This is a genomic window from Micromonospora sp. WMMD736, from assembly GCF_049179015.1.
GTDB lineage: Bacteria > Actinomycetota > Actinomycetes > Mycobacteriales > Micromonosporaceae > Micromonospora.
The window spans coordinates 5,063,456-5,078,623 of sequence record NZ_JBMHMI010000001.1 but is presented as its reverse complement, the minus strand read 5'-3'; the positions used below and the strand labels follow the sequence as shown (position 1 = coordinate 5,078,623).

The window sequence follows — 15,168 nt, the reverse complement described above, 5'->3', positions numbered from 1 at the left end:
TGGCTGTTGTCGGACCGGGTCACAGCTGCCCGAACTCCTGGTCGATGAGGCTGAGCAACTCGTCGGCGCCGGCACCGGCGAGATCGTCTTCGGCGTCGGCCGGCGTCAGGCGCGTCAGCAGGTCGCGCATTCGCTGCACGGCACGCTCCCGGTCGGGGTCACCCACCGGCAGGCCGGCGGCCAGCTTCTCCACCTGGTCGAGCACGGCGAGGACGTCACCGTCGGCCTGCGGTTCCGGCTCCAGCAGGCGTACGAGTTCGGCCGCGAGCACGAGCGGCGTCGGATGGTCGAAGACCGTGGTGGCGGGAAGCCGCAGTCCGGTGGCGGTGTTCAGGGCGTTGCGCAGCTCGACCGCGGTCAGCGAGTCGAACCCCAGGTCCCGGAACGGCCGGTCGGGTTCGACGACCTCCGCGTCGGCGTGCCCCAGCACCGATGCCACATGGTTGCGGACCACGTCCAGCACCAGCTCGTTGCGGGCCTGCTCGTCCGGTGCAGTGCGCAGGGCGGTCGCCAGCGACACCGGCTCCGCCTGTGCCGTCCGGGCGCTCGCCGGCCGCTGCACCAGGCCGCGCAGCAGCGGGGGCACCGCGTCCACGGGCACCGCGGCCGGATCCAGGTGCACCGGGATCAGCAGCGCCCGGTCCCGGCTGAGCGCCGCGTCGAACAGCGCCAGGCCCTCGTCGGCCCCGAGCGGGCGTACCCCGGCGCGGCGGATCCGCTGCTGGTCGGCACGGCCAAGCTCACCGGCCATGCCGTCGGCCTGTTCCCACGGCCCCCAGGCGAGCGAGACCGCGGGTAGTCCCTGGGCGCGCCGCTGCTGGGCCAGCGCGTCGAGGAAGGCGTTGGCGGCGGCGTAGTTGCCCTGACCCGCCGAGCCGAACACCCCGGCCATCGAGGAGAACAGCACCATCGCGCTCAGTTCTCCGGTCAGCTCGTGCAGGTGCAGGGCCGCGTCCACCTTGGCCCGCAGGACGGCGTCCACCGACTCGGGTGTCAGTGACGTGACGACACCGTCGGCGAGTACGCCCGCGCAGTGCACCACCGCGGTCAGCGGCCGCTCGGCCGGCACCTGCGCGAGCATCCCGCGTACCGCCTCGCGGTCTGCGACGTCGCAGGTGACGATGCTGACGTCGGCGCCCAGCTCGGTCAGTTCCCGCTCCAGCGCGACGGCGGCCGGTGCGGCGGCGCCCGCGCGGCTGGCGAGCAGGAGATGCCGTACCCCGTGTGTGGTGACCAGGTGCCGGGCGACCCGGCGGCCGAGGCCGCCGGTCGCCCCGGTGACCAGGACGGTGCCGGTCATCGCCGGTGGCTCGGTGACGGCCTTCGGGGCCCGGACGAGCCGGGGTACGTACGCCCGGCCGGCCCGCACCGCCGCCCGAGGCTCGTCGCTGGCGAGCAGCGCCGGCAGCGCCCGGTACGACGCGTCGAGGTCGTCCACGTCGATCCACCGGAACCGACCCGGCCGTTCGGCCTGCGCTGCGGCGACCAGACCACCGACCGCGGCACCGGCGAGGTCGTCGACCGTGGCATCCGGCTCCACGGCCACGGCGCCCCTGGTGAGGATGACGAGCGGCGCCGCGTCCTCGCGCTCCAGCACCCGCTGGAGCAACTCCAGCACCGCCTTGGTGCACTGGTGGGCGCGGGCAGCCGCATCGCCGGAGACGGCCATCAGCCAGCTCTGCAACAGGAGGGCCTCGGTGCCGATCGGGGGCAGCGATTCGCCGGTGTGCTCGTCGACGGTCACACCCGTGCCGGCCAGCGCCGCGACGATCCGTCCATCGCCGCCGAGCACCGTCCATCGTCCGGCGGCGGCGGGCGCGACGGCCGCCGGGGTCCAGTCGACGGCGAAGAGCGAGTCGTCGAGGGCGCCGGCCGGGCGGACCGCCTCGGCTGCGACCGGCCGGGTGGCCAGCGTCGCGACAGCGCCCACCGTGGCACCGTCCGGGTCGACGGCCTGCACCGACGCCGCGCCGTCCGCGCCGAGCACCAGGCGGACCCGTAGGTCGCTCCCGGTTCCCGTCCAGGTCAGCCCGGTGAAGGAGTACGGCAGGCGTACCCGCCCGTCCGGGTCGGTGGTCATGCCGAGGCCGAGGCTGTGCAGGGTAGCGTCCAACAGGACGGGGTGGACGGCGTACCCGTCGGGGTCGAGGCCGGCCGGTAGCGCCAGTTCGGCGAAGATCTCGTCGTCGAGACGCCAGGCCGCCCGGACCGCCCGGAAGGCCGGGCCGTAGTAGAGACCCGCCCCGGACAGCGTCTCGTAGAGCTCGCCCACATCCGCGGCCACCGCACCCGCCGGTGGCCAGGCGGAGGGACCGTCGAGCGGCGCGGGTGGCGTCGCCAGCAGTGTGCCACTGCCGTTGCGGGTCCACTCCGCGACGTCGTCCGACGGTCGTGAGTGGATGGTGAACGGCCGGCTCCCGGCATCGTCGGCCGCACCGACGGTCATCCGGAGTTGGACGCTGTCGCCGGTCAGCACCAGCGGCGCCAGGAGGGTCAGCTCCTCGACACCCGGGCTGCCGGCCGCCTCGGCGGCGTGCAGGGCCAACTCGGCGAGGACGGCGCCGGGCACCACGACCGCGCCGTGCACCCGGTGATCGGCCAACCAGGGCGCGACGCGCAGATCGATCCGGCCGGTGTAGACGGTGACGTTCTCGTCCGGCACCTCCACCACCGCACGGAGCAGTGGGTGGCCCGTCGTGTCGAGCCCCGCGCCGGCCAGATCGCCGTCCCACGTCGGCTCGGCGTCGAGCCAGTAGTGGGTGTGTTGGAAGGGGTACGGGGGCAGGTCGACCGGTTGGCCCGGTTGCAGCACGGACCAGTTCACCGGCACGCCACGGGTCCACAACTGCGCGACCGCGGAGCGGATCGCCCGTACCTCGTCGACACCACGACGCTGCACCGGCACCACCGCGTCCTGAGCATCAGCCGGCAGAGAACCCCGGATCAACGAACTCAACACCGGATCCGGACCAACCTCGACGAACGTGTCGACACCCGCCTCACGCAGCGCCGCCACCCCATCAGCGAACCGCACCGCCTCACGCACATGCCGCACCCAGTACGCCGGATCCGTCACCTCGTCGGACACCAACCGGCCAGTCAGATTCGACACCATCGGCACCACCGGCCGAGCCAACCGCAACTGCCCCACCACCGCCGCGAACTCATCCAACATCGGATCCATCAACGACGAATGAAACGCATGACTGACCCGCAACCACCGACACCGCCGACCCGCCGCCTGCAACCCCGCGACCACCCCGGCCAGCACCACCCGCTCACCCGAGAGCACCACCGACGACACACCATTGACCGCCGCCAGCGACACCCCCACCGGCAACTCACCCACCTCGGCCACCGCAGCATCCACCGCCACCATCGCCCCACCCGCCGGCAACCGCTGCATCAACTGCGCCCGCGCCGCCACCAACCGCGCCGCATCCGACAGCGACAACACCCCCGCCACATGAGCCGCCACCAACTCACCCACCGAATGGCCACCCACAAACGACGGCACCACACCCCAACTACGCAACAACCGGAACTGCGCCACCCCCACCGCGAACAACGCCGGCTGCGTGAACCCCGTGCGATCCAGCAACTCCTCGTCGCCGCCCCACATCACCTCACGCAACGACCCCGGCAACCACCGATCCACCTCATCGCACACCTCACCAAGCGCAGCCGCGAAAACCGGAAACTCCCCCGCCAACTCCCGACCCATCCCCAAGCGCTGCGCACCCTGACCCGAGAACAACACCGCCACCCGAGCACCCGCGGGCACACCCCGCACCACACCCGCAGCCACACCACCCGCGGCCACCGCCGCCAAACCCGCATCCAACTCACCAGCATCAGCAGCCACCACCGCCGCCCGCACCGGCAACCCCGACCGCGACAACCCCAACGACAACGCCACATCCACCGGCGAACGACCCGCCAACAACCCCCGAACCTGAACCGCCACCGCCCGCAACCCCGCCGCCGAACCCGCCGACAACGGCACCACCACACCCGACGACGACCCCGAAACCCCCGCCGGCCCCGAAACCACCGCCGGCTCCGGATCACCCTGCTCCAACACCACATGAGCATTCGTGCCAGAAATACCGAACGACGACACCGCCGCCCGCCGCACCCGACCCACCCGCGGCCACTCCCGCCGCCGCGTCACCAACCGCACCCCACCCGACGACCAATCCACATGCGGAGACGGCTCATCCACATGCAACGTCGCCGGCACCACCCCCCGCCCCAACGCCAACACCATCTTGATCACACCAGCCACACCCGCAGCCGCCTGCGTGTGACCAAAATTCGACTTCACCGACCCCAACCACAGAGGCTCACGCCCCTCACGACCCTGCCCATACGTCGCCAACAACGCCTGCGCCTCGATCGGATCACCCAACCGAGTACCCGTCCCATGCGCCTCCACCACATCCACATCACCCGGCCCCAACCGAGCCACCGCCAACGCCTGCCGAATCACCCGCTGCTGCGACGGCCCATTCGGCGCCGTCAACCCATTCGACGCACCATCCTGATTAACCGCCGAACCCCGAACCACCGCCAACACCCGATGACCACGCTCCCGCGCCACCGACAACCGCTCCACCACCACCACACCAGCACCCTCACCCCACCCAGTGCCATCCGCAGCAGCAGCAAACGACTTACACCGCCCATCCACCGCAAGCCCACCCTGGCGCAGGAAGTCCAGGAAGGTGCCCGGCGTCGGCATCACCGTGACGCCCGCGGCCAGCGCCAGGGAACACTCACCACGGCGGAGCGCCTGAACGGCCAGGTGCAGCGCCACCAACGACGACGAACACGCCGTGTCCACCGTCAACGCCGGCCCCTCCAGACCCAGCACATACGACACCCGCCCCGACAACACACTCGCCGCCCCCGCGGTTCCGGAGTAGCCGGCGACGTGTTCCGGCAGTCGAGGTAGCCGGGTGAGGTAGTCGTGGTACATGACGCCGGCAAAGACCCCGGCGTTGCTGCCGCGAACGGTGGTGGGGTCGATGCCGGCGTGCTCCAACGCCTCCCAACTCACCTCCAGCAACACCCGCTGCTGCGGATCCATCGCCAACGCCTCACGCGGCGAAATCCCAAAGAACTCCGCATCGAAACCCGCCGCGTCGTCGAGGAAGCCGCCCTCAGCGCGGTGGCCGTCGCCCAGATCGGCATCCCAGCCCCGGTCGACCGGGAACGGGGACATCGCGTCGGTCCCGGCCTCGACCAGCCGCCACAGGTCGTCCGCCGAACGGACCCCGCCCGGGTAGCGGCAGCCGATGCCGACGATCGCGATGGGCTCGTCGTCGACGGGGGTCCCCACGACGGGCTGAGCGGGCGCCGGCCCGGCGGGTACGGCCGGCGCCAGCGCGCGGGCGAGATGCACGGCGAGGACGGACGGACGCGGGTAGTCGAATACGAGGGTGGCCGGCAATCGGGTGCCGGTGGCTTCCGCCAGGAGGTTGCGCAGCTCCATCGCGGTCAGGGAGTCGAGGCCCAGATCCTTGAAGGCGCGCTCGGCCGAAACCTGGTTGGCGTCGTACCCCAGGACTGCGGCCGCGCTGCTGCGGACCAGATCGGTGAGGACCTGGACCCGTTCACTCTCGTCCATTACGGCCAGCCGGTCGGCGAGTCGGCCGCCGGCCGACTCGGCCCGCCGCGCGGTGCGGCGGGCACGGCTGGGTCGCAGCTCCCGCAGCAGCGCCGGTACGGATTCCTCGTCCAGCGCGCCGAGCTCCAGCCGGACCGGCAGAACCACCGGATCCGCACCGGCGCAGGCACGGTCGAACAGCGCCAGCGCGTCCGCGGAGGGCAGCGGGGTAACGCCGGAACGCCGGATACGGGCCCGGTCCACGTCGGTGAGGCGGCCGCTGATCGTGCTCTGCGACTGCCACAGACCCCAGGCCAGCGAGGTGGCCGGACGTCCGGCCGCCCGACGGCGGACGGCCAGGGCGTCGAGGAACGCGTTGGCGGCGGCGTACCCGGCCTGCCCGGCGGCACCGAAGACACCGGCCGCGGAGGAGAACAGCACGAAGGCGGTGAGCGGGCATCCAGCCGTCAGCTCGTCCAGGTGCAGAGCGCCGTCCACCTTGGGCCGGAGCACCGCGTCGAGACGCTCCGGCGTGAGCGCCCGGAACACACCGTCGTCGGTCACGCCGGCGCAGTGCACGACTGCGGTGATCGGCCGACCGGTCAGCACCTCGCGCAGCGCCTTAAGGTCGGCGATGTCGACGGCGGCGAACTCGACGGCGGCACCGAGACCGGTCAGCTCCTCGTGGAGGGCACTCGCGCCCGGTGCGTGCTCGCCCTGACGGGAGAGCAGCAGCAGCGAACCGACCCCGTACGTCGTGACCAGGTGACGTGCGACAAGGGCGCCGAGGGATCCGCTCGCCCCAGTGATCAGCACGCTGCTGCCCGGGTCGAAGACCGCAGCCGGTTCTTCCGCGCCGGCCGACGGGTCTTCCGCTGGCACAGCTACCAGCCGTGGCACGAGCAGGTCGTCACCGCGGATCGCGAGTTGCGGTTCGCCGGTGGCGACCGCGGCCGCGAGCGGACCCGTCCCGTCGAGGGCCACCGGGTCTGGCGCGTCGACCAGGACGATCCGCCCGGGGTTCTCGGTCTGCGCCGTCCGCAGCAGTCCCAGCGCGGCCGCGCCGGCAGGGTCGCCGATCGGCTCGTCGGTGCGGGTGGCCACGGCGCCGCCGGTGACCACCACCAGACGAGCGGCCTCGAACCGCTCATCGGCCAGCCAGTCCTGCACCCGACCCAGGACCGAACGGCACCGGCTGTGCACGGCCTCCGGACCGCTACCCGCTTCCTCGGGCGGCAGCGGCAGGACCACGACGTCGGCGTCGAGGCCGGTCGGGACGCCGTCCAGGACCGCCCAGCTGGCGGTCGCGGCCTCGGCGGGCACCGTGATCGGCTGCCAGTGGACCCGGTACAGGTCGCGGCCGGCGCTGCCGACGGGGACGGCAAACTCGTCGGCCGCACGCAACGCCAGCGAGTCCACGACGGCGACGGGGGCGCCCGTGCCGTCGCTCAGCGCGACCCGCACCCGGTCGGGGCCGCTCATCGACATCCGGACGCGGCAGAAGGCGGCGCCGTCGGCGTACCGCGTCACGTCCGAGAAGGAGAACGGCACCCGGCCCCCGTCGGGCAGCACGCCCAGGCCGACGGCGTGCAGGGCGGCATCGAGCAGCGCGGGATGCAGGCCGTACGCGCCCGGGTCGGCGTCCTCGGGCAGCTCCACCTCGGCGAGGACATCGGCACCGTCACGCCAGGCGGCCCGCAGGTTCTTGAAGACCGGGCCGTACTCGAAGCCATCGGCGGCGAGGCGCTCGTAGAAGCCGTCGAGTGGAAGCTGCTGCGCACCCGGCGGCGGCCAGATCGCCTCGGACGAGGTCTCCTCCGGCACGGCGTCGACGGCCAGCACCCCGGCGGCGTGGTGCACCCAATCCGAGTCCGGCCGGGCGTCGGGCCGGCCGCTCACCTGGATCCGGCGGCGGCCCGCGTCGTCGGGTGCCTCCACCCAGACCTGCACGGCCACCCCGCCCTGCTCGGGCAGTACCAGCGGGGCTTGCAGAGTCAGCTCCTCGATACGGGCGCAGCCGACCTGATCGGCGGCCCACATCGCCATCTCGACCAGCGCGGTGCCGGGCACCACGGTGGCACCGAGCACCCGGTGATCGGCCAACCACGGTTGGGCGGCCGGGCTGAGCCGGCCAGCGAGCAGCATCGCGTCCTCGTGCGCGACGGTGGTGATCGCGCCGAGCAGGGGATGGTCGGCGGGTCGGAGTCCAGAACCGGTGACGTCGCCGACGGAGAACCGGGGACGGGCCCAGTAGTGGGTGTGTTGGAAGGGGTACGGGGGCAGGTCGACCGGTTGGCCCGGTTGCAGCACGGACCAGTTCACCGGCACGCCACGGGTCCACAACTGCGCGACCGCGGAGCGGATCGCCCGTACCTCGTCGACACCACGACGCTGCACCGGCACCACCGCGTCCTGAGCATCAGCCGGCAGAGAACCCCGGATCAACGAACTCAACACCGGATCCGGACCAACCTCGACGAACGTGTCGACACCCGCCTCACGCAGCGCCGCCACCCCATCAGCGAACCGCACCGCCTCACGCACATGCCGCACCCAGTACGCCGGATCCGTCACCTCGTCGGACACCAACCGGCCAGTCAGATTCGACACCATCGGCACCACCGGCCGAGCCAACCGCAACTGCCCCACCACCGCCGCGAACTCATCCAACATCGGATCCATCAACGACGAATGAAACGCATGACTGACCCGCAACCACCGACACCGCCGACCCGCCGCCTGCAACCCCGCGACCACCCCGGCCAGCACCACCCGCTCACCCGAGAGCACCACCGACGACACACCATTGACCGCCGCCAGCGACACCCCCACCGGCAACTCACCCACCTCGGCCACCGCAGCATCCACCGCCACCATCGCCCCACCCGCCGGCAACCGCTGCATCAACTGCGCCCGCGCCGCCACCAACCGCGCCGCATCCGACAGCGACAACACCCCCGCCACATGAGCCGCCACCAACTCACCCACCGAATGGCCACCCACAAACGACGGCACCACACCCCAACTACGCAACAACCGGAACTGCGCCACCCCCACCGCGAACAACGCCGGCTGCGTGAACCCCGTGCGATCCAGCAACTCCTCGTCGCCGCCCCACATCACCTCACGCAACGACCCCGGCAACCACCGATCCACCTCATCGCACACCTCACCAAGCGCAGCCGCGAAAACCGGAAACTCCCCCGCCAACTCCCGACCCATCCCCAAGCGCTGCGCACCCTGACCCGAGAACAACACCGCCACCCGAGCACCCGCGGGCACACCCCGCACCACACCCGCAGCCACACCACCCGCGGCCACCGCCGCCAAACCCGCATCCAACTCACCAGCATCAGCAGCCACCACCGCCGCCCGCACCGGCAACCCCGACCGCGACAACCCCAACGACAACGCCACATCCACCGGCGAACGACCCGCCAACAACCCCCGAACCTGAACCGCCACCGCCCGCAACCCCGCCGCCGAACCCGCCGACAACGGCACCACCACACCCGACGACGACCCCGAAACCCCCGCCGGCCCCGAAACCACCGCCGGCTCCGGATCACCCTGCTCCAACACCACATGAGCATTCGTGCCAGAAATACCGAACGACGACACCGCCGCCCGCCGCACCCGACCCACCCGCGGCCACTCCCGCCGCCGCGTCACCAACCGCACCCCACCCGACGACCAATCCACATGCGGAGACGGCTCATCCACATGCAACGTCGCCGGCACCACCCCCCGCCCCAACGCCAACACCATCTTGATCACACCAGCCACACCCGCAGCCGCCTGCGTGTGACCAAAATTCGACTTCACCGACCCCAACCACAGAGGCTCACGCCCCTCACGACCCTGCCCATACGTCGCCAACAACGCCTGCGCCTCGATCGGATCACCCAACCGAGTACCCGTCCCATGCGCCTCCACCACATCCACATCACCCGGCCCCAACCGAGCCACCGCCAACGCCTGCCGAATCACCCGCTGCTGCGACGGCCCATTCGGCGCCGTCAACCCATTCGACGCACCATCCTGATTAACCGCCGAACCCCGAACCACCGCCAACACCCGATGACCACGCTCCCGCGCCACCGACAACCGCTCCACCACCACCACACCAGCACCCTCACCCCACCCAGTGCCATCCGCAGCAGCAGCAAACGACTTACACCGCCCATCCACCGCAAGCCCACCCTGCTTGCTGAACTCGGTGAACACCTGGGGAGTGGACATCACGGTCACGCCACCCACGAGGGCGTACGTGCAGTCGCCGCGACGGAGTGCCTGAGCGGCCAGGTGCAGCGCCACCAACGACGACGAACACGCCGTGTCCACCGTCAACGCCGGCCCCTCCAGACCCAGCACATACGACACCCGCCCCGACAACACACTCGCCGCGCTACCGATGCCCCGGAAGCCCTCCAGTTGCGGATCGTCGGCGGTGACACTGGCGTAGTCCTGCCCGTTGGTGCCGATGAAGACGCCGGTCCGGTCGCCCTTGAGCGTCCGTGGGTCGATGCCGGCGTGCTCCAACGCCTCCCAACTCACCTCCAGCAACACCCGCTGCTGCGGATCCATCGCCAACGCCTCACGCGGCGAAATCCCAAAGAACTCCGCATCGAAACCCGCCGCGTCGTCGAGGAACGCGCCGATCTGGGTGGCCGACGTGCCCGGCCGGCTTTGATCGGCGTCGCTCAGTGTCTCGAGGTCCCAGCCACGGTCGGTGGGGAAGCCGGAGAGGCCGTCGCGTCCGGCGGCGAGCAGGTCCCAGTAACTGTCGACGTCGTGCACACCGCCGGGGAACCGGCAGCCGATGCCGACGATCGCGATCGGCTCACGGCTGGACTCGTCGGCTTCCCGGAGGCGCTCGTGAGCGTCGTCGAGTTCGGCGGTGACCCGCTTGAGATACTGCAGCAGCTTCTCTTCGTTGGACATGCGCAGATTCACCGAGCCCCGTACTTGTCGTCGATGTAGGCGAAGATGTCGTCGGCCGACTCCGGTGGATCGTCCGTCGTGCGCTGACGCGGGATCGGCAGACCATTCACGAGTGCCCGCAGACGGTCCGCCAGTTCGGCCCGGGTGCTCTCCTCCAGGTCGGCCGCGAATGCGGCCTCCAGCCGTTCGACGTAGCGCAGCGGCGACTCGTCGTTCTCCGGAGCCGCCGGGCGCACCAGGTCGCCGAGGTGTTCGGCGAGGGCCGCGGGCGTCGGATGGTCGAACACCGCCGTGGCGGCCACCGGACGACCGATGGCGGCACCGAGCCGGTTGCGGAACTCCACCGCCGCCAGCGAGGTGAACCCGAGCGCGGTGAACGGTTGGTCGGCCCGGATGGCTCGCTCGTCGCGGTGGCCGAGGACGGCGGCAGCGTGCTCCGCCACCAGCCGCAGCAGCGTGGCGTCGCGTTCGGCTTCGGTGAGGCGCGTGAAGTCCGTGGCCGGGACCACCGGCACCGGCGTCGGCGCGGACACAACCACCGCCGGCACCAGGTCGCCGAGCAGGGAGCCCGTCCCGGTCGCGGCGAACCGTGGCCAGTCCACGTCGGCGATTACCACCGTCGGCAGGCCGTCCCCGAGGGCGCTCGACAGGGCGTCGAGCGCGGCTTCGGGGGGCATCGGGCGGATGCCCGTGTGGCTCAGGCGGCGCTCCACCTCCGGCCGGTCGGCCATCCCGTCGCCGGACCAGGCACCCCAGGCCACGGACGTGGCGGGCAGCCCGGCGGCGTGCCGGGCCTCGGCGACCGCGTCCAGCGCCGCATTCGCCGCCGCGTAGTTGGCCTGCCCGGCCGCCCCCGTGGTGCCGGACATCGAGGAGAACAGCACGAAGGCGTCGAGTGGCAACTCCCGGGTGAGTTCGTCCAGGTGCCGGGCTCCGGTGAGTTTGGCGCGGGCGACGGTCGCCAGGCGCGTCGGGTCGAACCCTTCCACGACACCGTCGTCCAGGACGCCAGCGGTGTGGAAGACGGCCGCCAACGGCCGGTCGGCGGGCACCTGGGCGAGGACGGCGGCGGCCGTGTCGGGCTCGGCGATGTCACCGGCCACGACGCTCACCTCGGTCCCCAGCTTCTGGAGGTCGGCCACGAGTGCGTCGGTGCCGGGCGCGGCAAGGCCACGCCGGCTGACCAGGACGAGGTTCCCGGTGCCCGCCGCGGCGAGCCGCCGGGCCACCACGGCACCGAGCGCCCCGGTGCCGCCGGTGATCAGGACCGTACGGCCGGGCCAGGCGAAGGTCGGTGCTTCCACCGAGCCCCGCACCGTGACCAGCCGCCGGGTGAACGTTCCCGCCGCGCGCAGGGCGTATTCGCCCTCTTCCGCCGCGCCGAGCAGTGCGACGACCCGGTGCGCGTCCCGGGCGCCAGCCTCCGCGGGTAGGTCGATCAGACCACCACGCAGCTGGGGCATCTCGACAAAGGCGCTCCGCGTGAATCCCCACACCGAGGCCGCGTCGGGCGCGGGTGCTTCCGTGGCGACCTGCACCGCCCGCCGGGTCACGATCCACAGTGGTACGGCCAGCCCGGTCGCGGAGAGCTTCTGGATCAGCGTGGTGGTGGCGACCAGATCGTGACCGATGTCCGGGTGGTCCGGGTGCGGGCGATCGGAGAGGGTCGCGAGGGACACGACGCCGGCCAACGGCTGCGAAATGGTGCCGAGGGTGGCGGCGTCCCGGATGTCCACCTGGGCGCCCGCCCGGGTCAGCGCCGCGGCGACCGCGTCCGCGAGGGGGTCCTCGCCGGTCCCGGTGACGAGCAGCCAGCGACCGGACAGAGCCGGAGCCGACGGCTCGGTCACCCCGCGCCATTCCGATCGGTAGGTGAGAGTGGCCGCACCCCCGGCCGGATCCCCGGCCGGAGTCAGCCAGAACCGCTCGCGCTCGAAGGCGTACGTCGGCAGATCCACCATCGATCCGGACGCGACGTCACTCCAGTTGACGGGCACACCCCGGACGTGCAGGTGGGCGAGGGCGGCCCGCAGCGCGTACTCCTCGTCCTGGTCCTTGCGCAGCGTCGGGATCGCGACGGCGCGCTCCGGGTCGAGCGAAGCCGCCGCCAGCGCCGACAGGACGCCGTCGGGACCCAACTCGACCAGGGTGGTGATGCCGTCGGCGGCCAGGCGGTCCAGGCAGTCGCCGAATCGGACGGCCTCGCGGACGTGACGCGTCCAGTACTCCGGCGTACGGATCTCCGCACCGGCGACCGCACCGGTCCGGTTGCTGATGACCGGCATCTGGGGCTCTTGGAACGTCAGATCGGCCAGCACCGACCCGAACTCGTCGAGCATGGGGTCCATGTGCGGTGAGTGGAAGGCGTGGCTGACCGCGAGCCTGCGGGTACGCCGCCCTCGTCCGGCGAGCTCCGCCGCGACCTCCTCGGCGGCCGGCCCGTCACCGGAGAGGACGACGGCGCGCGGCCCGTTCACCGCGGCCACGGCCAACTCCCGTTCCCGCCCGGCGATCAATGCCAAAACCTCGTCCTCGGTGGCCTCGACCGCGATCATCACGCCGCCCGCCGGGAGGGCCTGCATCAAGCGGCCCCGGGCGGTGACCAGCACCGCGGCATCGGCCAGGGAGAAGATCCCGGCGGCGTACGCGGCGGCCACCTCGCCGATCGAGTGGCCGGCGACCGCAGCGGGCGTCACACCCCATCCGGCGAGGGTCCGGAACAGCGCCGCCTCGATGGCGAACAGGCCCGGCTGCGTGTACTCGGTCCGGTCGATGAGGCCGTCTGCCGGATCCGCCCAGAGCACGTCCTTCAGTGGTCGGTCGAGGTGCCGGTCCAGCTCGGCGCAGACTGCGTCGAACTCCGCCGCGAAGGCGGGCACCGCCTGGTACAGCGCCCGTCCCATGCCCGGGTGCTGGGCACCCTGACCGGTGAAGAGCAGGCCGGTACCGCCACCGGCGGCGACGCCGGTGACCACGGCAGCGGCGGTCCGCCCCTCGGCGAGCAGGTCGAGAGCGTCGAGGAGGTCCGCCCGGTCGGCGGCGAGCACCGCGCCGCGGTGGGGCAGCGCCGCCCGGGTCAGCAGGGTGGACCGCGCGACATCCCCGACGGCGTACGAAGGGCGATCGGTCAGGTGATCCCGCAGCCGCCGGGCCTGGCGGCGCAGCGCGTCCGGAGTGCCACCGGAGACGACCACGGGTGCGAGTGACCGCACGTCGGACCCGACCGGCGCCGGTTCCTCGTCGGGCGCCTGCTCGACGATGAGGTGGGCGTTCGTGCCGCTGGCCCCGAACGAGCTGATTCCCGCGCGGCGCGGGTGGTCGGTGGCCGGCCACGGCTGTTCCTCGGTGAGCAGCCGGACCGTCCCGGCGGACCAGTCCACGTGGCTGGTGCCACGGTCGACGTGCAGCGTGCGGGGCAGGATTCCGTGCCGCAGCGCCATCACCATCTTGATCACGCCACCGACACCGGCGGCGGCCTGCGCGTGGCCGATGTTCGACTTGAGCGAACCGAGCCAGAGTGGTGTGGCTGGCTCCCGGTTGCGGCCGTAGGTGGCCAGCAGCGCGCCGGCTTCGATCGGGTCGCCGAGCGACGTACCGGTGCCGTGCGCCTCGACCGCGTCGACGTCGGCGGTGACCAGTCCCGCGTTGTGCAGCGCGGCCCGGATGACCCGTTGCTGGGCGGGGCCGCTCGGGGCGGTGAGCCCGTTGGTGGCGCCGTCCTGGCTGACCGCGCTGCCGCGCAACACGGCGACGACCGGATGCCCGTTGCGGCGCGCGTCGGAGAGCTTCTCCAGCAGCAGCAGCCCGACGCCCTCGGCGAAGCCGGTGCCGTCGGCGCCGTCGGCGAACGCCTTGCACCGGCCGTCCGCGGCCAGCCCGCCCTGCCTGTCGAAGTCCCGGAACATCGCCGGGGTGCCCATCACCGTGACACCGCCGGCCAGCGCCAGCGAGCACTCCCCGTTCCGCAGCGCGTTGGCGGCGAGGTGGATTGCGACGAGTGACGAGGAGCAGGCGGTGTCGACGGTGACCGCAGGGCCCTGCAATCCGAAGGTGTACGCCAGCCGGCCGGTGGCGACACTGCCCGCGGTGCCGTTGATCAGGAAACCTTCCAGATCGTCGGGTACGGCGGGCAACCGGGCCGCGTAGTCGTGGTACATCAAGCCGGCGAACAGACCGGTGTCGGTGCCCCGCATGGCGTGCGGGTCGATCCGGGCCCGTTCGAAGACCTGCCAGGCGGTCTCCAGCAGCAGCCGCTGCTGGGGATCCATGGCGGTCGCCTCGCGCGGCGAGATGCCGAACAGGGCGGCGTCGAACTCGGCCGCGTCGTAGAGGAAGCCACCGGCGGCGCGGCCGGCGAAGCCGTGCCGATCCCAGCCGCGGTCGGCCGGGAAGGGGCCGATCGCGTCCGTGCCACTGTGTACGAGTTCCCACAGGTCCTCCGGCGAGCCCACGCCCCCGGGGAACCGACAGGCCATCGCCACGATGGCGATCGGTTCGCGACCGCTCTCCTCCAGCTGGGCCAACCGGCGCTTGGTCTCAGCCAGGTCGGCCGACGCCCGGCGCAGGTACGCGCGCAGTTTCTCCTCGTTGCTCATCGCTGACAGCACCTGTCC

Annotated in this window: 2 protein-coding genes; both read right to left on the bottom strand. The window is 72.1% G+C overall.

Translation table 11 applies throughout. The features are described from left to right. Window positions 1–19: 19 nt before the first annotated feature. Window positions 20–10,555 carry an SDR family NAD(P)-dependent oxidoreductase gene (locus ACN269_RS22865; protein ID WP_421474339.1) on the bottom strand — a complete coding sequence of 3,512 codons (10,536 nt, stop codon included), beginning with the start codon at window positions 10,553–10,555 and terminating at the stop codon, window positions 20–22. 8 nt (window positions 10,556–10,563) lie between these two features. Beyond that, a complete protein-coding gene (locus ACN269_RS22860) occupies window positions 10,564–15,150 on the bottom strand; it encodes a type I polyketide synthase (RefSeq protein ID WP_421474338.1) in 4,587 nt (1,528 codons plus the stop codon). Window positions 15,151–15,168 lie beyond the last annotated feature (18 nt).